Genomic DNA, 20,358 nt, shown 5'->3' with positions numbered 1-20,358 from the left:
CCGAGAGGAGGCGATTGAAGTGATCAGCATCATCAAGACCAACAAAATGACCGATCTCTCGGTCGTCTCCGCCTGCTCGCTCGGCCTCGCCTGCTCTTCGAAGTCCTCGCTGCGTGGCACCGGTATGTCCGGCATTTCCGCCGTCAGCCCGCTGTCCCTGCCTGGCCTCCCCGTGCAGGAGCGTAATGAGCGACCGACCCAGGCACCGGCAGCAGCAGTAGCGAAGGGACAGGCCCAGGCCTATGCCTTTGCGGCCGTCGGTGCAGGAGCGGAATCCGGCGCCAAGAAGCAGATGACGCATCACACGATGTGGGCCTTCCGTGGGCCTGAACCCTGGAGTGATCCAGCCTGATTCACCATCAGGCCGGCGCCTTCAGGGCCGCGGAACCCCACTCGGGATCCGCGGCCCTTTTGTTTTGTCCAAACGGACGAGACAGCGAGAAGGAGCCTCGGGACAAGCAACACCCGGTACCAGCCGCCCCCGGCCAACAGGCCGGAACGACCAGACGAGGACACCACCCACCGTGCAACTCCAAGCGCACGCCCCGTCCGTACCGCTTTCCGACACGATCCCGCCGCCCGGCCTCACGGAGGACTCCGCCTTGACCCCCCTCACCGCACTCACCGCGCTCGACGACGCCATCGAGAACCTCGGCGTGCCCGTCCCCTGCCGCTCCTACGACCCGGAGGTCTTCTTCGCCGAGTCGCCGGCCGATGTCGAGTACGCCAAGTCCCTCTGCCGCACCTGCCCGCTCGTCGAGGCCTGCCTCGCCGGCGCCAAAGAGCGCCGCGAGCCGTGGGGCGTCTGGGGCGGTGAGCTCTTCATCCAGGGCGTCGTCGTCGCTCGCAAGCGGCCGCGTGGCCGTCCGCGCAAGAACCCGGTCGCGGCGTGATCGCCGGACTGGGGGTCACGGCCCCCAAACCCATGAAGCGCGTCGGAACCATCGACCGTCCCCACACTCACGATCCCCGAAATCAGGCCCCGATGTCCGTCCCCACGAATGAGCCCGTCGGCTCCGCAACACCGAACGTCACCATCATCGGCGCGAACGACTCGCGTCAGAACAGGACCCGCGAGATGCAACTCATCCCAGAAGCCCTGGCACGTGCGCATATGCACGACCGCCTGAGGGAAGCCGACACGCAACGCCAGGCCGTACGCCTGGTCGCCGCGCGCCGGATGCAGCGCCGGGCGGAGCGCGCTTCGATGCGCGCCCGCCGTGCGCTGGCCATGGCGGTCATGCACTAGTCACGCCGAACTCCAGCAGCACCCGCTGCCGGGCAGCCGCTCTGCTCGGCAGCAGCCAGTACCCATAGTCAGTACCCCTTCCGCGGGGCCGGTCCGGACGGGCCGGCCCCGCGGTCGTGCTGTGTGGTGCCGCGCGCCACAGCGGCGACGGGGTTATCGTCACGAGGTGGACGAGGAAACTCATCACCGGATTCAGCAAGCCGGGCGCAGGGACACAGCAGTGATCGCGTGCGCTCTGTGCGATATCTCCGCCGACAGCGAGACCGCACCGCCGACCTGGATCTGCTCCGTGGAGAACGGCAGGCACCAGTACTTCTGCGAGGAGTGCGCCCGCACCCACATCAGAGCCATCGAGAGCCGCCTCGACTCCGCCTGGTGGTGATACCTGGGGTGGTGATACCTGGGGGGGACAGCCGAAGGGGCGTCACCCAGGAATGAGGCGACCGGGTCGAGGCGACCGGGCCGGGACAGCCGGGTCGAGATGACCGGGGCAAGGAGCCCCAAGCGGTGACGACCGGCGGCGTGATGTCCCGGGCTTCGCGCCAGGTGTCAACCGCCTACGCGCCGACGGCGCCGTCGCCCGCCAACTCCTCGACCACTGAATCCTGCTGTTCTTCGATCAGAAACCCCGGAAGCCAGGACTCGAGTTCGTCGCGCAGCCGTACCGTCGCACCCAGCTGGCACAGCACCCCGATCGTGCTCAGCGTCACCCGGTGTATCAGCAGATAGGCGGGCGGTAGATTCAGCTGCTTGCCCAACTGGTGGGCGGGGGAGCGGGGATCGGCGATCCGCGCCGCCTGATTGCGCATCCAGCTCCGGGTGAAGGTGAACTCCTCCACCTGCGCAGGCTCGATGATCGGGAGGAGATAGTCGAGCACCGCATCCGGGTCGAGGTCGATCGATTCCTTGACGAAGCCCTCCCCGCGCAGGAGCTCGTACACCGCCACCGCCTCACCCGCCAGCGTCAGCCGCAAGGAGCTCCCGATGGTCTGCGGCAGGCCGCCCGGCAGCCGGTCCACCGTGCCGAAGTCCATCACTCCGAGCCGCCACTGCCCGTCCTCGCCGGCCTCCTCGTCCGGAGGCAGCAGCCGGAAGTTGCCCGGATGCGGGTCCGCGTGGAGCAGGCCGGTGCGGGCGGGCCCCGAGAAGAGAAAACGCGCCAGCAACTGACCGGCCCGGTCCCGCTGCTCGGGGGTGCCCTCCGCGATCACGTCGGCCAGCGGAACGCCGTCCATCCACTCCGTCACCAGCACCTGATCGGACTGGTGCACCACCCCGGGGATCACGACATCCGGGTCGGCGGCGAACTCCTCGGCATGGTCACGCTGCGACCGCGCCTCCTGCTCGTAGTCCAGTTCCTCCGAGACCCGGTCGCGCAGCTCCGTGATGAGCGGCTTGATGTCCATGCCGGGGATCAACGGGCCGAGCAGCCGGGCGAACCTGCTGAGTTGAGTCAGATCCGAGAGCAGCGCCTCTCCGGCGCCCGGATACTGCACCTTCACCGCCACGTCCCGCCCGTCGTGCCACACCGCCCGGTGGACCTGGCCGATCGAGGCGGCGGCCGACGGCTTGTCCTCGAATTCGAGGAACAGCTCCTGCCAGTCCTCGCCGAGCCGTTCCTCCAGCACCGCGTGCACCGTGGCGCTGGGCAGGGGAGGTGCGGCTTCCTGCAGTTTGGTGAGCGCCGCCCGGTACGGCCCGGCAACCTCCTCCGGCAGTGCCGACTCGAAGACGGACAGGGCCTGACCCAGTTTCATCGCCCCGCCCTTCAACTCGCCCAGGACCTTGAAGAGCTGATCCGCGGTGCGCTGCTGAACCTCCCGGGCGACCAGCTCCGCCGACTTCCCGCCGATCCGCTTGCCCAGGCCCCACGTGGCGCGGCCGGCGAAGCCCAGTGGCAGGGCGACCAATTTGGCGGTACGGGTGACCGCTTTCCGGGGAAGATCAGACATGAGCCCCTCCAAATCCCAGACTGCCGTACCGCGTGCGGCGGTTACCCGGCCATTGTGTCGTGCGCCGTGTCGACCGCGGAGGCGCGCTCCCTCCCAGTGTGCCCAGCCGCTCCGCAGGAGCAGTCGAGATGCGCCGGGATCCGCTCGGACCGCCAGTCCAGCAGCGGCAGCGCGGCTTCCCACCGAGTGCCGGTACTCGCGGGCAGTTCCCCGTCCAGAAAGGACAGCGCATGCGCGGCCGCAAGGCCTGCCACCGCTGTCGCCAGCCCCAGATCACAGGCCTGCACGGCGGTGCGCCGCCCGGACTGCCACTGGGACAGCATCCTGGTCCACTGCTCGTCCCCATCCGCACGCTCCAGCGCCAGACAGCCCGCGCATGCCGTACCCCCGGGCAGGACCAGGGGCCCGACCACTCCCGTCGCCTCCATCACTCCGGCATAGAGATGGGGTGTTCCGGAAGTGATCCAGGGTTCGGCCGTGCGCGGGTCGGGGACGTACACCCCGAGTCCGTCGCGAGGGGCGACCACGATCAGGGAAAGTCCTGGCTCGCCACCCGTGGAGGAAGCCGCCGCTTCCGCTTCCCGGGGAGCCGACCCGGCGGCGGCCCTGCGCACCAACTGCCGGGCGGCGGTGTCCCTGCGCTCTCCGACCGCCGACTGCGGCAGCCCGCCGGGTGAGACGTCCCACGGCTCCGTGTGCCCACCGTCCAGCACCTCCACCCGGCCCACCCCCGAGCCGGACAGCACCGCCGCGATCGCGGCACCGACCCGCCCGGCGCCCCGCACCTGGACCCGCATCGCCCGGCGGGCGGCCAGCCGCCGCATCCCGCCGCCCGGTTCCGGATGGACGACGGAGAGCGACGCCAGATCGGGGCGGTGCCGCTCCAGGACACCGGGCCGCTTCCGTAACGCATCGATCTCCGGGCCGACGGGCCGCAGGTCATCGATCAGGCCGGCAGCCGTCAAGCGGCCTACCAGGGTGTCCATTTGATGGTCCGACAGGTTCAGCGCCCGCGCTTCTTCCCGCAGCAGCGGGAGACCGCGCGTACCGTCGAGCAGTTCCAGAAAACAGCCCGTGGCGATATCCATCGGACTGAGCTTGACCGCATGAGCGGGTGTCACTCCGAATTGCACGGCGCCTCGGCCGCGCCAGGCGCGGCGCAGTGCGGGCTTCAACATCGGATACACGGCTTCCCCCGGTGTGTGTTCCATGATCTCTGTGCGTGGACTGTGTCCGGATCTCCGCGAGATCCGTTGTCAGAATGCAGGCAGGCGTCGAAACACGCAGAAAGTTATCCACAGGTGTGGGGTATTAGTCGTTCAAATGGTGCATGCCACGGAGCGGATCAGGCGCGAACCGTCCCGGAGGCGGGACTTCCCCCACTGACACCGGGTAACGTCGTGGCGTGCCCGCCGACCCGTCACCCGGAATCGCCGGGGAGTCCCCCGCGCGCAGCGCCGGAACCCATCAGCGCAGCGCGGCAGACCGTCCGCCCCGCGCCTCGGCAACGAGCGCGGTCGAGGTCCGCAGGAGCACCCGCCGCAGCAGAACGGTTTCCGCGTACCGGGAGGGGAATCGCACCATCGTGCTCATCCCCGCCCGGATGTCGGCGGCCGAGGAGCAGCGATGGGTGAACGTGATGCTGGACAAACTCGCGGCCCAGGAGAGCAAACGCGTCCTCGGAGACAGCGAACTCGTCGAGCGGGCCGAGCGGTTGTCCGCGCAGTATTTCGAGGGCCGGGCCAGACCCGTGTCGGTGCGCTGGGTGACCAATCAGAACACCCGATGGGGGTCCTGCACCCCGGCGGAGGGCAGCATCCGGCTGTCGCACCGGCTGCAGGGCATGCCCGAGTACGTCGTCGACTACGTACTGGTCCATGAACTGGCCCATCTGCTCGTACCCGGCCACGGTCCGCGCTTCTGGCGGCTGCTGGAGGCGTATCCGCGCACCGAACGGGCCCGCGGCTACCTGGAGGGTGTGGTGGCGGCCGACCGGCTGCCGCATCTGCCTGCCGCACGCGGTGAGTGACGTTCGGCGATTCTGTACCGGGTGTGTACCGGCTTGGCCCAACGTCGGAGTTTGCGGTTAGCCTGACGCGAGGCATTCACATTCGGGATGGGGGACGGTCGTTACGCATGGCCAGGGAATTCCAGCGCGGCCACAAGGCCAAGATCAGCGATCTCACGCCGGGGACGGACCTGTACGTAGGTGTGCAGATCGCCGGCCCGGGACTGACCTTTGACATCAGCTGCTTCGGGCTCGATGCCAATGAGCAGCTCTCCGACGACCGGTATTTCATCTTCTTCAATCAGCCTAAATCGCCCGAGGAGTCCATTCAGCTTCTCGGTGCCCAGGCCGGTGACACCGAGTCGTTCCGCGTCACCCTGGACCGCATTCCGGCGAACATCCACAAGCTGTCGTTCACCGCCACGGTCGACGGCGCCGGCCAGATGTCCCAGGTCGGTCCCGGATACATCCGAATCGTCGCGGGCGGCGAAGAAGTCGTCAGGTACGCCTTCACCGGTTCGGAGTTCACCACCGAGCGCGCGGTGATGCTGGGCGACTTCTACCTGAAGGACGTGTGGCGGTTCGCCGCCGTGGGGCAGGGGTTCGACGGCGGCCTGGAAGCGCTGCTGAAGAACTTCGGCGGTGAGGTCGCCGAGGAGGAGCCGGCCGCACCTCAGCCGCAGGCCGCCGTCCCGTCGTTCGCGCCGCCCGCCCAGGCCGCCGAACCGTCGCCCGCCCCGTCCTTCGGCGCCCCGGCCGCGCCGCAGGCACCCCAAGCCCCTCCGCCGGCCCCGTCCTTCGGTGCCCCCGCCCCCGACCCGCAGCAACAGATCCACAACGCGCCGACGATGGTGGCGCCGATGGCCCCCATGGCGCCGCAGGGCGGCACCGTTCCTCCCCCCGCGCCCGCGCCCGCGCCGTACGGACAACCGGGCCGGCAGCCGCAGTTCGGTCAGATCCCCGGCCGGCCCGCGCCCGCGGCACCCTATGGCCAGCAGGGTCCCGCCCCGTACGGCCAGCAGGCGCCCGCGCCCTACGGACAGCAGGCTCCGGCTCCGTACGGGCAGCAGCCTCCCGGCATGTCCCCGGGGGTTCCGCAAGGTGTGCCGCAGTCCGGTGCCGGGCTTCAGGCGGCCGTCAACCTCTACAAGGAGGTGCCGACGGGCCGGCGCTGGACCGCGCAGAACAAGCAACTGGTGCGTGTCGACCTCGGGGAGGACGGCGCCCCCGTCCTGGCCCGTCAGGGCAGCATGGTCATGTACCAGGGCAAGGTCGACTTCGGCTACAAGGGAGCGGGCTTCGCCGGCCGGATCGTGGGGCACGCCACGGGCCAGGAGATGCAGCTGATGCGCTGCACCGGCCGAGGCCAGATCTTCCTCGCGGAGGAGAGCGCCCATCTGCACCCCATCGAGTTGCAGGGCGACAGCATCTGCGTCTCCGCCGAGCGGGTCCTCGCCTTCGACGAGTCCCTTCAGTACGAGGTACGGAGGATCGAAGGGCACGGCATCCCGGGCGGCGCGCTGTTCACGATGCTCTTCCAGGGAACCGGCACGGTCGTGGTGATGACGCACGGCACTCCGGTCGTCCTGCCCGTGACGCCCACGACCTTCGCCGACAGCGACGCGATCGTGGCCTGGTCCGCCGCATCGCAGGTCATCGTCTCCAGCCAGGTGCGGCTGCGCTACAACGCCTACCCGGGACACAGCGGGGAGTCGGTGAACCTTCAGTTCCGGGGGGCCCCGGGCAACTTCATCGTCGTCCAGCCGTACGAGGTCTGAGGAAGCCGAGGAATGAACCAGCAGCTTGCGGGGTACGCCCCCGCGCCCGTCACAGCCCGTATGGAGAATCACGGCAGCGCCATGCTGAAGGTGGCGATGGCCACGGGGCAGGACCTCCTCGCCCGGGTGGGCTCGATGGTCGCGTACGAGGGATTCATCCAGTACGAACCGAACCCGCCCGCCGTACGCCAGATCGCCCGTGACTGGATCACCGGTGAAGGCGCCCCGCTCATGAAGTGCAGCGGGGACGGACTGCTGTACCTGGCCGACTACGGCGCCCATGTCGTCGTCGTCCACCTCAACAATGAGGCGCTGTCGGTCAACGGCACGAACGTCCTCGCCTTCGACGCTCAGCTCCAGTGGGGCGTCGAGCGCGTCAAGGGGATGGCCAAGTTCGCCGGCCAGGGCCTGTGGAACGTGTCCGTCTCGGGCACCGGCTGGGTCGCCCTGACCTCGCGCGGAACTCCTGTCGTCGTCAACTGCGGCAGCGGCGAGGACGAGACATATGTCGACCCCGACGCGCTCGTGGCCTGGTCCCCGAACCTCAAGGTGAAGGGCAAGCGCAGCTTCAAGGCGGCTTCGTTGATCGGCCGCGGCAGCGGCGAGGCATATCAGATGGCCTTTTCCGGTCAGGGCATCGTCGTCGTACAGCCGAGCGAGGACAGCACCGACCGCCTGCGGGCCCGGGGCTGAGGGGAGCGAGAAGACACCATGCAGAGTCCGCTTTTCCACCACACCGAACAGCAGTCCGCGGACCGCTACGTGCTGCAGAACGCGCAGATGCTCCGGGTGACGCTCAACGGTCACGACGACATCCTGGCCCGCAAGGGCAGCATGGTCGCGTACCAGGGACTGGTCGAGTTCGACGGGGAGTACCAGTCGCGGGGCCAGGGCCACTCCCGCGCCCACACCGGCGAAGGTCTCGACCTCATGCGGTGCTCCGGCCAGGGCACCATCTTTCTGGCCAATCTCGCGCAGTATGTGCACGTGGTGGACGTCGACCACGACGGGCTGACCGTCGACAGCGCCTATGTGCTCGCACTGGACTCCGGGCTGCATCACGAGGTCATCGCGGTGGACAGCCAGTACGGCATCGCAGGCACCGGCAAGTACCAGCTCAACATCTCCGGCACCGGCAAGGTCGCCCTGATGACCTCGGGCCAGCCACTGATGATGCAGGTCACGCCGGACAAGTACGTCAACGCCGACGCCGACGCGATCGTGGCCTGGTCCAGCTCGCTGCGGGTGCAGATGCAGGCCCAGACGCACTCCTCGGGTGTCTGGCGGCGGCGCGGGAACACCGGCGAGGGCTGGGAGCTCAGCTTCCTCGGCCAGGGCTACGCCCTGGTCCAGCCGAGCGAGGTGCTGCCCCCGCAGAACGCCCAGATCGGCCAGGGAATCCGCGCGCAGTACGGGATGGGCCAGCAGGGCGCCCACGGCCAGAACCAGAACAACGCCTGGAACTGACCACGACGCACCGGCATGGGCGAGGGGCGGTCTCCACGGAGACCGCCCCTCGCCCATGCCGCATGTCACGGCTACCGGCGCTGCTCCAGCGCGGCGCGGACCCGCGTCACCAGCCGTACGACCGAGGTGTCGGCCACCGACGCGACCTCGTCGTACCCGAACCAGCGCAGGTCCAGCGACTCGTCGCTGATCTGCTCCGTCGCGCCCGCCGGCGCCAGCGCCGCGTACTGGACGTCCAGGTGCCAGTGGCAGGGTGCGGGGATCCGGTGGCGGTCCAGCGTCACCGGGCCGCCCGACAGGAGGGTCAGGCCGCTGACACCGGACTCCTCAGTGGCCTCGCGCAGCGCCGCGGCGGCCAGCGTGGTGTCCGGTCGTTCACAGTGGCCGCCCATCTGCAGCCACATCCGCAGCTTGCGGTGCAGGGTGAGCAGCACGCGGCCGCGATCCGGGTCGACGACCAGTGCGCTGGCCGTCAGATGTCCGGCTTCGCAGGCCTTCCACATGCCGTCGGGATGCGCTGCCAGATGGTCGAGATAGACCTGGCGCAGTTCCTCCTGGGCCGGATCCAGCGGGTTCTCGTACCCCTTCAGTACGAGAACCGCGTCGTCGTACAGGCTCACCGGTCGCTGTCGCCCTTGCCTTCGCTGCCGTGGTCGTCGGTTCCCCCGGAGCCGGGCCCGTCCGTGTCGGCCCCGGGCTTCTGCGGACCCTTCGCCGCCTCGCCGAGCATCTTGTCCAGCTCGGAGAAGTCCAGCTGCTCGTGGTGCACAAACCCGTCCGGATCGTCCAGGTCCTGGGCGGTCGGCAGCATGTCGGGGTGCTCCCACAGGGCGTCACGCCCGTCGAGGCCGCGGGCGTCCGTGAGCGACGCCCACAGGCGCGAGGCGTCACGCAGCCGCCGCGGGCGCAGCTGAAGGCCGATGAGCGTGGCGAACGTCTGCTCGGCCGGCCCACCGGAGGCGCGGCGCCTGCGCATGGTCTCGCGCAGCGCGTCCGCCGAGGTCAGACGGGACTTCGCGGCCTCGTGCACCACGGCGTCCACCCAGCCCTCGACGAGTGCGAGCGCCGTCTCCAGCCTGGCCAGGGCGGCCTTCTGCTCCGGTGTGTCCTCCGGCTGGAACATGCCCTGCTGGAGGGCGTCCTGCAATTGCTCGGGCTGCGACGGGTCGAACTGGCCGACCACGTCCTCCAGCTTGCTGGTGTCGACCTTGATGCCGCGGGCGTACCCCTCGACGGCGCCGAACAGATGGGAGCGCAGCCACGGAACATGAGCGAAGAGCCGCTGGTGGGCGGCCTCACGCAGGGCGAGGTACAGCCGCACCTCGTCCTGCGGCACGCTGAGGTCCTTGCCGAACCTCTCGACGTTCAGCGGAAGGAGCGCGGCCTTGCCCGCCGGGCCCAGCGGCAGCCCGATGTCGGTCGAACCGACCACCTCGCCCGCAAGCACACCCACGGCCTGCCCGATCTGCTGGCCGAACATCGCGCCGCCCATCGACCGCATCATGCCGATCAGCGGGCCCGCCATCGCCTGCATTTCCTCGGGCAGCACATCGCCCATGGCCAGACCGACGCGCTCGGCCACCGGGTCGACCAGCTTCTGCCAGGCGGGGAGGGACGCCTCGACCCACTCCGCACGACTCCACGCCACGGTGGAGACCGAACCTGAGGGCAGCGACGTCACGCCGTCCAGCCAGAGGTCGGCCAGCCGCAGCGCCTCGTCGACCGCGGACCGCTCCGACGGGCCGACGCTCGCGTCCTTGGTGCCGTCCGGCGTGCCCTGCGAGACCGTCTGGCGGGCGATCTGCTTGGCCATGTCCCAGTTCACGGGACCGCCCTCGTAGCTCAGCATCTGGCCGAGCTGCTGGAAGGCCGCCCCCAGGTCGTTGGGGTTCATCGTGCCGAACATCGCCGCGAACGGGTTCTCCCCGCCCGCGCCCGGACCGAAGCCGAACGGGTTCGCCGGCCCGCCCGAACCCTGCCCACCTCCGGTGGGGTCCTTCTTCTTGCCCTCGTCGCCGTTCTCCGGCTCCTCCGGCGGAAGGCCGAATCCGAATGGGGTGTCACTCACGGGTTTCCTCGGCTCGTAGGGCCGCCGGCTCGAACCGACGGCGACTGCCCGACATCACCATCCAGCGTAGACACCAAAAGTCCGCTTGGGGCCTCGGTGCTCCGCCGGCTCCCGGCCTGCGGCAGGATGGAAGCCACCTGGTACGTACGCGTCATTCGGGTACGTACTGAAGACAACCGCTGGAGACGCCCGGTGAGTTCCCCAGATCCTCAGGTTCGCGCAGCGCGAAACCTGTCCGACCCCTCGACCGCGAGCAAGCCCGCAAAAAGCCGCTCCAGGAACCGTGGCCCCGTCGTCGCGGTCACCGGGGCCGCGGGGGGCGTCGGTGAACTGCTCACCGCCCGCCTCGCGGCATCCGAGGAGATCAAACAGGTCATTGCCATCGATGAACGCCGCGGAGAGGTCTCCGAGGCGACCTGGCACATCCTCGACGTCCGGGACCCCGCCATCGCGGAGAAGCTGCGCGGCGCGGATGTCGTGGTGCATCTGGCACTCGATCTCGACCTCGAGACCGACCCCGCGGCCCGTACCGCCTACAACGTTCGCGGCACCCAGACCGTGCTGACGGCCGCAGCGGCCGTGGGCGTCCACCGGGTCGTGCTGTGCACCTCGGCGATGGTCTACGGGGCGCTGCCCGACAACGACATCCCGCTCGCCGAGGACGCCGAGCTGCGCGCCACGGCCGAGGCCACCGGAGTGGGCGACCTCCTGGAGATCGAACGGCTCGGCCGCCGCGCGCCGCGTGCCCACCCCGGGCTCAACGTGACCGTGGTCCGGCCGACCGTCCTGGTCGGCGGCACGGACACCGCGCTGACGCGCTACTTCGAGTCGCCACGCCTCCTGGTCGTCGCTGGATCGCGTCCCACCTGGCAGTTCTGCCATGTCGACGACCTGGTCACGGCCCTGGAGTACGCGGCGCTGGAGAAGATCGACGGCGAGTTCGCGGTCGGCTGCGACGGCTGGCTGGAACAGGAGGAGGTCGAGGAGCTCAGCGGCGTCCGCCGGATGGAGCTGCCCTCCGCCGTGGCCCTCGGCGCCGCGGCCCGGCTGCACAGGATCGGCCTCACCCCCTCCCCGGCGGGCGATCTGGCGTACACCATGCACCCCTGGGTGGTCAGTGTGAGCCGGCTGCACGACGCGGGCTGGCGCCCGAGCTGGACCAACGAGGAGGTGCTCGCCGCGCTCCTGGAAGAGGTCGAGGGCCGGCACACCGTCGCCGGGCGCCGTCTCGGCCGCAAGGACGCCACCGCGGCGGGTGCCGCCGGCGCGACCGTGGCGCTGCTCGGCACCGCCGCCCTGGTCCGCCGCGCCCGCAAGGCCCGCCGCCGCATCTGAGGCCGCCCCCCCCGATCCCTGATGGATCGGCGCGCCGAGGCGGATGCCGTGCGGCGCGATGCGGAGGAGTGTCCTCCTGCCGGGCGTGTCCGGGCGGCCCGACGACGCGGCGAGGTGCCGCGGCTGTCGTCGTGCGCCCGCCGGGGATCACGGGACGGCCCTCGGCGGGACCTCGGGACGCCTGTAGAAGACTCCAAGGTCAGGGGCAGTCCGCCGGTGGAAATCGCTATTCCGTGATGCCGGTGCGGTACGGCACCATGGAACCCATGGCTCCCACCCACGACCACCCCGGCGAGCAGGCGGCGATCGACCCCATCCGGCTGCTGGCGATCCGCGACACGCCGTTGTCGGTCGACGAGATCTTCCGCGCCGTCGGGGACGACGCCGCGGGCGGCACCGCACTCTTCGTCGGCACGGTGCGCAACCACGACGGTGGTCAGGACGTCGGTGCGCTCGGCTACTCCTGCCATCCCTCGGCGCAGGACGAGATGCGCCGGGTGGCCGAGAAGGTGGCAGCGGAATTCCCGGTGCGGGCGCTGGCCGCCGTCCACCGAGTGGGTGACCTCCAAGTGGGCGATCTCGCCGTGGTCGTCGCCGTCTCCTGCCCGCACCGCGCGGAGGCGTTCGCGGCGTGCCGCAAGCTCATCGACGACCTCAAGCACGAGGTGCCGATCTGGAAGCACCAGCGCTTTTCCGACGGCACCGAGGAGTGGGTCGGAGCCTGCTGAGTGCAAGCCGATCGGGTGGTCATCCGCCCCGATTTGCGTAACCGCACCCCTGCCGTGAGCGTTGATCCTGCAGGTGGTTAATCTGCTGATCGGTCAGTTGCGGTCGCTCATGGGGTAGGGAGGTCGTAATGGCAGCACTCGCCTGGTTGTTGATTCCGGTTTTCGCTGCGTGCGGTGCCGCGATATGGGGAAGCTGGGCCGCCCGTAATCGCACGGCCGGTGATGTTTCAGAACTCGCCGGGTATGCCCGGTTCCGTGAGGCGATGGAAAAGTCGCATTCCGGTTCCGATGTTGTCTGACCCTCCTTTGAACCTACGCAGTCGCCAATCCGCATCCCGCCGCCGATTGCCGACGCCTTCCGGAACGGCTCCGGGACCTCCTCCTCGCCCGCACGGACCGGCCCCGACGGTGCACTGACAGACCCTTCCCGTACTGTCGTTCCATGCCACGCCGCACCGCGACGATGCTCGCCTCCACCCTGATCCTCATCGCGCTGCTCTGCGCAGGCGTGCTGATCAAAGTGCCGTATTCGGAGATGTCTCCCGGGCCGACCGTGAACACCCTCGGCAAGGTCGGCGGTGAACCCGTCCTGCAGATTTCCGGGCACAAGACGTATCCGACGTCCGGCAACCTCAATATGACGACGGTCAGGGTCACCGGGGCCGACTACCGGATGAATCTCGTCGAAGCCGTCTACGGCTGGCTGGCCCACGACAGCATCGTCGTGCCGCACGACACCCTCTACCCCGACGGCAAGACCGAGCAGCAGTCGACGCAGGAGAACGCCGAGGAGTTCAGCCAGTCCCAGGAGAGCGCCAAGGTCGCCGCTCTGAACGAGATCGGGATCGCGGTGCCGTCGCGCGTCGTGGTCTCCACGGTCGTCAAGGGCAGTCCGGCCCAGGGCAAGCTGCACGCCGGCGACGTGATCAAGCAGGTCGACGGTACGGCGGTCAAGCAGCCCGAGGACGTCGCGAAGCTCGTCACCCGCCACAAGCCCGGCGAGGACGTCACGTTCACGATCATCCCGGCGAGGACGGCGCAGGCGGCGGAGAAGGCCGGCAAGGAGCCGGAGGGCACCCGGAAGATCACCATCACCACCGCGAAGGCGCCCAAGGAGAACCGGGCGATCGTCGGCATCCAGGCCGGGACGGACCACACGTTCCCGTTCCGGATCGACATCAAGCTCGCCGACGTCGGTGGCCCGAGCGCCGGTCTGATGTTCTCCCTGGGCATCATCGACAAGCTGACGCCCACCGACCTCACGGGCGGCAAGTTCATCGCGGGCACCGGCACGATCGACGACAAGGGCAAGGTCGGCCCGATCGGCGGCATCAACATGAAGCTGGTCGGCGCCCGCGACGCGGGCGCCCGCTACTTCCTGACGCCGGACGAGAACTGCAAGGCCGCCGCCTCCGACACCCCGAGCGGACTGAAGCTGGTGAAGGTCGAGACGATCGACGACGCGAAGAAGTCGCTGGAGAAGATCCGGGCGGGGGACACGGCCGGCCTGCCGAGCTGCTCGGCAGGCTGACCACGTCTCTCGGCGGGGGCGTGGCGGGAATCAGGCCTCGAACGTCGCGGCCAGTGCGTCGGCCAGACCGGGTACCAGACCGGCGCCCGTGCGCACCTCGCTCGGGGAGTCCTTCTCGCGGAGCCGTACGGCCGCCTCGCGCGTACCGTCCCGGAGGACGGCCACGGTCATCCGCACCTCCTGGCGCTCCGGGTGCTTGGCGACCCACTTCGTCAGCTGGGTGTCGCTGAGTCCCTCCGGCACGGAGGCCTCGGCGGACGGCGGCAGCATCAGCCGCTCCACCGTCATCGCACATCCGATCACCGCGTCGGGCCAGGCGATCGTGGCGAGGAACTCGTCCAGGGCGGTGCCCGGCGACAGCTCCTCCTGCTCGATGGGGGTGAGTGAGGCGGTCGGGGAGTCGGTGCTGTCGAGACCGAGCTGGGCGGCGAGGCCGGGCTCCTGCGCGCGCAGCCTGGCGGTGTCGACGAGGGCGAAGAGCCGGGCCGGCTGGTCCCAGCCGAGGCCGGAGATGTACTCGTCGATTTCGAGGACGGCGACGGTGAGAGGGCTCGCGGCCATCGGGGGGCCTGAGGGGGAAACGTTGGGCATGGCCAATATCCTGCCTCCTTCCGCCCCGGGAACGGGAACTAGGTAAAGCCTCAGTAAGTTGCATAGGTGGGCTCTACGATCGCTGGGCCCGCTCCACACGACCCGCGAACTTCGAGGTGCGCACGTTGGCTTTCCAGATGCCGGACCGCGGCGGAGGCCCGACCGGGCCACGGATCAGAGTCGGCCGCCCGTCCCGGCGCGCCCGTACCCTGCTCATGACACTGGGCGTCCTGGCGGTCCTCGCCATGGCGTTCGTCATGTTCGCCGGGTTCTGGACGGACTGGCTCTGGTACCGGTCGGTCGCGTATTCGTCCGTCTTCACCACCACTCTGTGGACCAAGATCGGGCTGTTCCTCGTGTTCGGACTGCTGATGGCGATCGCCGTCGGTCTGAACATCTGGCTCGCGTACCGGCTCCGGCCGCCGCTGAGCGCGATGTCGCTGGAACAGCAGAGCCTGGACCGCTACCGGATGAGTCTCGCCCCGTACAAGAAGTGGGTGCTGCTCGCGATCACCGCGCTCGTCGGACTGATCGCCGGAGCATCCGCCTCCGGCCAGTGGCGTACCTGGCTGATGTATGTGAACGGCGTGGCGTTCCACCAGAAGGACCCCCAGTTCCACCTGGACGTCTCCTTCTACGCGTTCGACCTGCCCTGGTACCGCTTCCTGCTGGGCTTCGGTTTCGCGGCCACGGTGCTCTCGCTGATCGCCGCCGCGCTGACCCACTACCTGTACGGCGGACTCCGCATCACCAGCCCCGGCGCGCGGGCGACCGGCGCGGCCACCGGCCATCTGTCGGTGCTGCTCGGTGTCTTCGTCTCGCTGAAGGCCGTGGCGTACTGGCTGGACCGTTACGGCCTGGCCGTGAAGTCCAGCGACTTCAAGGCCACGGACAACTGGACGGGCCTGCGGTACGTCGACGCCAACGCCTACCTTCCGGCGAAGACCATCCTGTTCTGCATCGCCGCGATCTGTGCCGTGCTCTTCTTCGCGACGCTCTGGCGCCGCACCTGGCAGCTCCCGATGATCGGCTTCGGCCTGATGGTGCTCTCGGCGATCCTGATCGGCGGGCTGTACCCGGCGATCGTGCAGAAGTTCCAGGTCCAGCCGAACGAGCAGGCCAAGGAAGCCCCGTTCATCCGGAAGAACATCGAAGCGACGCGTGACGCGTACGACATCGACAAGGCGCAGGTCCACGACTACGCGGGCAAGAGCACGACGAACGACGACGCCAAGCTGCGCGCGAGCGCGGACGACGCCGCCAGTTACCGGGTGATGGACCCCAACGTCGTCTCCCCGGCCTTCCAGCAGCTCCAGCAGAAGAGGAACTACTACCAGTTCCCCAAGACGCTTGACGTGGACCGCTACAAGGACGCCGCCGGCAAGGACCAGGACACGGTCATCGGTCTGCGCGAGCTCAACCTCGACGGCATCCCCAAACGCAACTGGATCAACGACCACTTCACCTACACCCACGGCTACGGGGCCATCGCGGCCCGGGGCACGACGACCGGCAAGAACCCGAAGGGTTCCCCGGACTTCACCGAGGCCGGTCTGCCCACCACGGGTGATCTGGGCAAGTACGAGCAGCAGATCTACTACGGCGAGAAGACCGATCAGTACTCCATCGTCGGCGGGCCCCAGAAGGAGCTCGACTACGAGGAGGACGGCGAGAAGACCACCAGCTATCAGGGCAACAGCGGGGTCAGTCTCTCCAATGCCTTCAACCGCGCCGCCTACGCGGTGGCGTTCAGCGAGCCGCAGATCCTCTACTCGGGGGCCATCGGCGACGGCTCGCGGATTCTCTACAACCGCACGCCCAAGGAGCGCGTCGAGGCGGTCGCCCCGTGGCTGACCATCGACGGCGACGCCTACCCGGCCGTGGTGAACCACCGCATCCAGTGGGTCGTCGACGCGTACACCACCACCAACGGCTACCCGTACGCCTCCCGTACGACGCTCGGCGACACCACGGCCGACTCGCTGACCACCAACCAGCGTGCGGTCGTCGCCCAGCAGAACCAGGTCAACTACATCCGCAACTCGGTGAAGGCCACCGTCGACGCGTACGACGGCACGGTCAAGCTCTACGAGTGGGACACCGAGGACCCGGTCCTCAAGACCTGGCGCAAGGCGTTCCCGGGGACCGTGCAGCCCAGGGCGGACATTCCGCAGCAGCTCATGGACCACCTGCGTTACCCGCAGGACCTGTTCAAGGTGCAGCGTGAGCTGCTCACCCGCTACCACGTCACGAACCCCGCCCAGTTCTACAGCGGCAGTGACGCGTGGCAGGTCCCGGACGACCCGACCAACAAGGAGTCCGGCGCGGTCCCGCCGTACTACCTGAGCATAAAGATGCCGGATCAGCCGGCCCAGAAGTTCTCGCTGACGACGACGTTCACCCCGAAGGGGCGGCCCGACCTCGGCGCGTTCATGGCGGTGGACGCGGACGCGGCGAGCAAGGATTACGGCACGATAAGACTGTTGAGAGTCACCACCACCGTGAAGGGCCCCGGCCAGGTACAGAGTGAGCTCAACGGCAACGACGACGTCGCCGAGTTCGTGAGGAACCTCAAGGGGACCGACTCCGACATCGAGTACGGCAACCTGCTGACCGTGCCGCTCGAAGGGGGCTTCCTCTACATCGAGCCGGTGTACACGCGCGGTGGCACGCAGAACTATCCGCTGCTGCGCAAGGTCGCCGCCTCGTACGGGTCGAAGACCGTCTTCGAGAACAGTCTCGGGGAGGCGCTCAACTCGGTCTTCGGGGTGACGGGCTCCGGTGCCACCCAGCCACCCACGGAGACCACCCGGCCACCGGGCACCACGCAGCCACCGGCCACCGGTGACGCGGCGCTGAAGAAGGCGATCGCGGACGCGCAGAAGGCCTACGCGGAAGGCGAGGCGGCCCTGAAGAAGCAGGACTGGACCGCCTACGGCAAGGCCCAGGCGGATCTGCAGGACGCGCTGCAGCGTGCGGCGGCGGCCCAGCCCAAGCCGGGCTCCGCGAACAGTGCGGGCGGTTCCGGACATACGGACAAAGCGTCTAGTGCCGGCGATGGCTGAGTAACTCGGTAAAGGCTCACCCCCGCGTCGTGGTACGGTTTCACCACAACGACGCGGGGTGGAGCAGCTCGGTAGCTCGCTGGGCTCATAACCCAGAGGTCGCAGGTTCAAATCCTGTCCCCGCTACTGAAAGACGAAGGCCCGGATCCTATTGAGGATCCGGGCCTTCGTCGTGTTCTGACGACTTTCTTGTGCGGAGTGCGTGAAGGGCGGTTCGCGGGGCACGAGTTGGGTCCAGACGTGTTTGACTTATCTCTCTGTGGGCATGTCGACAAAACGCTGAAGTGACCTCACTGGTCGCGGTATACCAGGTGTACGCGGGTTGCGGGTGGTGCGACGATGGTATTTATGGGGGACAGGGCAACTCTGTTGGAGACAGGGCGGTTTGTGCAACGTCGCGTTCATCGGCCGGATAGCGTGATGAATGAGGCTTTTGGTGTTGCCGCCGGGGAGAGCAGCGAGACCACCGAGAACACTGGGATCATCGGGACGACCGAGACCGCCGAGACTGCGGGGTGTGCCGCGACCGTCGAGAGCACAGAAAGTACGGAGAGCGCGAAGGGCGCGAAGGGCGCGAAGGGCGCGGAGGGCGCGGGGAACGCCGTGACCACCGGGAGCGCCGGGTCCATCGGGGCCGGGGAGAGCTCCGGGGTCCAGGAGACTCCCGAGAGCGCCGAGAGCGAGGAGCGCCATCGTCGCGCCGCCGACGCGGGGGACACCACGTCGATGAGCGTCCTCGGTGCCCTCCTGCTGCGCCGCGGCGATCTGGACGGTGCCGAGCCGTATCTGCGCGGGGCCACCGCCGACGGCGACCGGGCCGCGGCCAACAACCTGGGCGTCCTCCTCCACCAGCGCGGATACACCGACGACGCGGCCGGCTGGTGGCGTATCGCGGCCGTCGCCGGCTCCGCCGCCGCCGCGCACGCCCTCGGCCGCCACTACCGGGAGCGCGGTGACGAGCCCGGTGCCGAGTACTGGCTGCGGCAGTCCGCCGAACAGGGCCACGCGCTGGGCGCCTACGCCCTCGCCGATCTGCTGGAACACCGCAGCGACGTCGGCGCCGAGCGCTGGCTGCGCGCCGCCGCCGAACAGGGGCACCGCGAGGCCGCCTACCGCCTCGCGCGCATGCTGGACCGCAACGCCGCCGACGACCCGCACGACGCTTTCGGCCGCCCGGGGCTGAGCCCCGGCCCCGGCGCGGGCGCCGAGCGTCAGGGTGCCGTCGACCGGTCCGGGGCGCGCAAGGACGACGGCCCGGTGGCGGGTCCGGCGACCGGGCGCGTGGGCGAGGCCGAGCAGTGGTACCGGCAGGCCGCCGCGCGCGGCCATCGGCGGGCCGCACTGCACCTCGGCGCCATCCTCGAACAGCGCGGCGAGCCCAAGGAGGCCGGCCGCTGGTACCTGATCTCCGCGAAGGCCGGGGAGGCACGGGCCGCCTGCGCGCTCGGATTCCTGCTGCGTGACGCCGGCGACGAGGAGAGCGCCGCCGTGTGGTGGCTGCGCGCCGCCCAGGACGGCGACGGGAACGCGGCCAACGCCCTGGGTGCCCTGCACGCCGCCCGCGGTGAGCAGCAGACCGCCGAGCGCTGGTACCGCGCCGCCATGGACGCGGGCGACGTCAACGGCGCCTACAACCTGGGGCTGCTCTGTGCGGCGCAGGACCGCACGCCGCAGGCCGAGCAGTGGTACCGCCGTGCCGCATACGCGGGCCACCGCGAGGCCGCCAACGCGCTCGCCGTACTCCTGCTCCAGGCGGGCGACGCGACCGGCGCCGAGCCCTGGTTCTCCAAGGCCGCCGAGGCGGGCAGCGTCGACGCGGCCTTCAATCTCGGCATCCTGTACGCCGGGCGGGACGAGGACCGTACGGCACTGGTCTGGTACGAGCGCGCCGCGGCTGCGGGCCACACCGAAGCCGCGCTCCAGGTCGGCATGGCCCTGCTGCACCACGGCGAGGAGCAGGAGGCCGAGCGCCATCTGCGCTGCGCGGCGGGCGGCGGCAGCGCCGAGGCCGCCTTCCGGCTGGCCGGGGTGCTGGACTCGCGGCAGCCGCCGCCCGGCCCTCCCGCGCTCGGTGAGCCGATGCCGGAGAAGACCGAGTGCGAGGAGTGGTACGAGCGGGCCGCCGAGCAGGGGCACCGCCGTGCCCAGGTGCGCGTCGGGATGCTCGCGGCGGCCCGCGGAGACGTGGACAGCGCGGCCCGCTGGTACCGCGAGGCCGCCGAGTCGGGCAGCCGCAATGGTGCCTTCAATCTCGGGCTGCTGCTCGCCCGTGAGGGCAGCGAGCGGGAGGCCGCGCTGTGGTGGAGCCGCGCCGCGAACGACGGGCATGGGCGGGCCGCCCTGCGCCTCGCGCTGCTGGCCGCCCGCCGCGGCGAGCTCACCGAGGGGCAGCGCTGGTGCGCGCGGGCGGTCGAGCTGGGACCGGCGGAGGTCGCCGAGCGGGCTGCCCGGCTGCGGGAAGCGCTGCACCAGGAACTCACCGCGTAGGCGGGGCGGGGCGTCGTGGCAGCGGCGCCCGGCGCCCGCGCGTGGGGCGCCGGCACAGATTTGCGCTGGTCCGGAGCGGTGACGTAGGGTGGGGAACAC

19 protein-coding genes and 1 tRNA gene are annotated in these 20,358 nt (G+C 69.7%); 15 read left to right on the top strand and 5 right to left on the bottom strand.

Going from position 1 to position 20,358, the window contains the following annotated elements; all coding sequences use genetic code 11:
- Window positions 1–19 precede the first annotated feature (19 nt).
- From ACZ68L_RS06540 to ACZ68L_RS06525, 4 genes are all read left to right on the top strand, one after another.
- A complete protein-coding gene (locus ACZ68L_RS06540; RefSeq protein WP_469574649.1) occupies window positions 20–352 on the top strand; it encodes a hypothetical protein in 333 nt (110 codons plus the stop codon).
- Window positions 353–524: 172 nt separating this feature from the next.
- Window positions 525–893 carry a WhiB family transcriptional regulator gene (locus ACZ68L_RS06535; protein ID WP_469574647.1) on the top strand — a complete coding sequence of 123 codons (369 nt, stop codon included), beginning with the start codon at window positions 525–527 and terminating at the stop codon, window positions 891–893.
- Between the two features lie 32 nt (window positions 894–925).
- Entirely contained in the window at window positions 926–1,249 is a 324-nt protein-coding gene (locus ACZ68L_RS06530) for a hypothetical protein (protein ID WP_391741897.1), read from the top strand.
- 166 nt (window positions 1,250–1,415) lie between these two features.
- Window positions 1,416–1,631, top strand: coding sequence for a hypothetical protein (locus ACZ68L_RS06525; RefSeq protein WP_469574646.1), 216 nt, complete (start codon window positions 1,416–1,418; stop codon window positions 1,629–1,631).
- A gap of 175 nt (window positions 1,632–1,806) precedes the next feature.
- On the opposite strand, the gene ACZ68L_RS06520 is transcribed toward ACZ68L_RS06525, so the two are convergent.
- The gene (locus ACZ68L_RS06520) at window positions 1,807–3,201 is read right to left on the bottom strand and encodes an ABC1 kinase family protein (RefSeq protein ID WP_469574644.1); all 1,395 of its coding nucleotides are present in this window, start codon (window positions 3,199–3,201) and stop codon (window positions 1,807–1,809) included.
- Between the two features lie 41 nt (window positions 3,202–3,242).
- Window positions 3,243–4,388, bottom strand: coding sequence for a ThiF family adenylyltransferase (locus ACZ68L_RS06515; RefSeq protein ID WP_469575271.1), 1,146 nt, complete (start codon window positions 4,386–4,388; stop codon window positions 3,243–3,245).
- A 218-nt stretch (window positions 4,389–4,606) separates the two neighbouring features.
- On the opposite strand from ACZ68L_RS06515, the gene ACZ68L_RS06510 reads away from it, so the two are divergent.
- The 4 genes from ACZ68L_RS06510 to ACZ68L_RS06495 all read left to right on the top strand — a co-directional run bounded on the left by ACZ68L_RS06510 (window position 4,607) and on the right by ACZ68L_RS06495 (window position 8,454).
- Entirely contained in the window at window positions 4,607–5,230 is a 624-nt protein-coding gene (locus ACZ68L_RS06510) for a M48 metallopeptidase family protein (RefSeq protein WP_469574642.1), read from the top strand.
- A gap of 107 nt (window positions 5,231–5,337) precedes the next feature.
- On the top strand, window positions 5,338–6,987 hold the full coding sequence (locus tag ACZ68L_RS06505) for a TerD family protein (protein ID WP_469574640.1): 1,650 nt from the start codon (window positions 5,338–5,340) through the stop codon (window positions 6,985–6,987).
- A 12-nt stretch (window positions 6,988–6,999) separates the two neighbouring features.
- Window positions 7,000–7,680 (top strand): AIM24 family protein, encoded by a 681-nt coding sequence (locus ACZ68L_RS06500; protein WP_469574638.1) that lies wholly within the window; start codon window positions 7,000–7,002, stop codon window positions 7,678–7,680.
- 18 nt (window positions 7,681–7,698) lie between these two features.
- Window positions 7,699–8,454 carry an AIM24 family protein gene (locus ACZ68L_RS06495; protein ID WP_469574636.1) on the top strand — a complete coding sequence of 252 codons (756 nt, stop codon included), beginning with the start codon at window positions 7,699–7,701 and terminating at the stop codon, window positions 8,452–8,454.
- 71 nt (window positions 8,455–8,525) lie between these two features.
- On the opposite strand, the gene ACZ68L_RS06490 is transcribed toward ACZ68L_RS06495, so the two are convergent.
- Window positions 8,526–9,074 (bottom strand): NUDIX hydrolase, encoded by a 549-nt coding sequence (locus tag ACZ68L_RS06490; protein WP_469574634.1) that lies wholly within the window; start codon window positions 9,072–9,074, stop codon window positions 8,526–8,528.
- The gene (locus ACZ68L_RS06485; protein ID WP_469574632.1) at window positions 9,071–10,522 is read right to left on the bottom strand and encodes a zinc-dependent metalloprotease; all 1,452 of its coding nucleotides are present in this window, start codon (window positions 10,520–10,522) and stop codon (window positions 9,071–9,073) included. The genes ACZ68L_RS06490 and ACZ68L_RS06485 overlap by 4 nt, the downstream gene beginning before the upstream one ends.
- A 192-nt stretch (window positions 10,523–10,714) precedes the next feature.
- Here ACZ68L_RS06485 and ACZ68L_RS06480 point away from each other — a divergent pair, with 192 nt between their 5' ends.
- The 4 genes from ACZ68L_RS06480 (at window position 10,715) to ACZ68L_RS06465 (ending at window position 14,116) form a co-directional block, all read left to right on the top strand.
- Entirely contained in the window at window positions 10,715–11,857 is a 1,143-nt protein-coding gene (locus tag ACZ68L_RS06480) for an SDR family oxidoreductase (RefSeq protein ID WP_469574630.1), read from the top strand.
- 266 nt (window positions 11,858–12,123) lie between these two features.
- The gene (locus tag ACZ68L_RS06475) at window positions 12,124–12,585 is read left to right on the top strand and encodes a molybdenum cofactor biosynthesis protein MoaE (RefSeq protein ID WP_469574629.1); all 462 of its coding nucleotides are present in this window, start codon (window positions 12,124–12,126) and stop codon (window positions 12,583–12,585) included.
- Window positions 12,586–12,713: 128 nt separating this feature from the next.
- A complete protein-coding gene (locus ACZ68L_RS06470) occupies window positions 12,714–12,884 on the top strand; it encodes a hypothetical protein (RefSeq protein ID WP_469574628.1) in 171 nt (56 codons plus the stop codon).
- Between the two features lie 143 nt (window positions 12,885–13,027).
- A complete protein-coding gene (locus ACZ68L_RS06465; RefSeq protein WP_469574627.1) occupies window positions 13,028–14,116 on the top strand; it encodes a YlbL family protein in 1,089 nt (362 codons plus the stop codon).
- A gap of 30 nt (window positions 14,117–14,146) precedes the next feature.
- Here the strand turns inward: ACZ68L_RS06465 and ACZ68L_RS06460 are convergent, their stop codons facing one another.
- On the bottom strand, window positions 14,147–14,707 hold the full coding sequence (locus ACZ68L_RS06460; protein WP_469574626.1) for a PPA1309 family protein: 561 nt from the start codon (window positions 14,705–14,707) through the stop codon (window positions 14,147–14,149).
- A 137-nt stretch (window positions 14,708–14,844) separates the two neighbouring features.
- Between ACZ68L_RS06460 and ACZ68L_RS06455 the strand changes: the two genes are divergently transcribed.
- From ACZ68L_RS06455 to ACZ68L_RS06445, 3 genes are all read left to right on the top strand, one after another.
- The gene (locus ACZ68L_RS06455; RefSeq protein WP_469575270.1) at window positions 14,845–17,772 is read left to right on the top strand and encodes a UPF0182 family membrane protein; all 2,928 of its coding nucleotides are present in this window, start codon (window positions 14,845–14,847) and stop codon (window positions 17,770–17,772) included.
- Window positions 17,773–17,824: 52 nt separating this feature from the next.
- Window positions 17,825–17,898 (top strand) — tRNA-Met (locus tag ACZ68L_RS06450).
- 213 nt (window positions 17,899–18,111) lie between these two features.
- A complete protein-coding gene (locus ACZ68L_RS06445) occupies window positions 18,112–20,259 on the top strand; it encodes a tetratricopeptide repeat protein (protein ID WP_469574625.1) in 2,148 nt (715 codons plus the stop codon).
- Window positions 20,260–20,358 lie beyond the last annotated feature (99 nt).

This window comes from Streptomyces sp. NPDC104309 (genome assembly GCF_055584025.1).
Note: the sequence above shows the minus strand (reverse complement) of the source record. Positions and strands in the feature narration are given on the sequence as shown.

Excerpts from the sequence above, each read along its gene's own strand:
- ACZ68L_RS06465 (WP_469574627.1), top strand. The coding sequence starts at position 13,028 with ATGCCACGCCGCACCGCGACGATGCTCGCCTCCACCCTGATCCTCATC.
- ACZ68L_RS06505 (WP_469574640.1), top strand. The coding sequence starts at position 5,338 with ATGGCCAGGGAATTCCAGCGCGGCCACAAGGCCAAGATCAGCGATCTC.
- ACZ68L_RS06520 (WP_469574644.1), bottom strand. The coding sequence starts at position 3,201 with ATGTCTGATCTTCCCCGGAAAGCGGTCACCCGTACCGCCAAATTGGTC.
- ACZ68L_RS06445 (WP_469574625.1), top strand. The coding sequence starts at position 18,112 with ATGGTATTTATGGGGGACAGGGCAACTCTGTTGGAGACAGGGCGGTTT.
- ACZ68L_RS06455 (WP_469575270.1), top strand. The coding sequence starts at position 14,845 with ATGCCGGACCGCGGCGGAGGCCCGACCGGGCCACGGATCAGAGTCGGC.
- ACZ68L_RS06475 (WP_469574629.1), top strand. The coding sequence starts at position 12,124 with ATGGCTCCCACCCACGACCACCCCGGCGAGCAGGCGGCGATCGACCCC.
- ACZ68L_RS06500 (WP_469574638.1), top strand. The coding sequence starts at position 7,000 with ATGAACCAGCAGCTTGCGGGGTACGCCCCCGCGCCCGTCACAGCCCGT.
- ACZ68L_RS06530 (WP_391741897.1), top strand. The coding sequence starts at position 926 with ATGAAGCGCGTCGGAACCATCGACCGTCCCCACACTCACGATCCCCGA.
- ACZ68L_RS06460 (WP_469574626.1), bottom strand. The coding sequence starts at position 14,707 with ATGCCCAACGTTTCCCCCTCAGGCCCCCCGATGGCCGCGAGCCCTCTC.
- ACZ68L_RS06495 (WP_469574636.1), top strand. The coding sequence starts at position 7,699 with ATGCAGAGTCCGCTTTTCCACCACACCGAACAGCAGTCCGCGGACCGC.
- ACZ68L_RS06470 (WP_469574628.1), top strand. The coding sequence starts at position 12,714 with ATGGCAGCACTCGCCTGGTTGTTGATTCCGGTTTTCGCTGCGTGCGGT.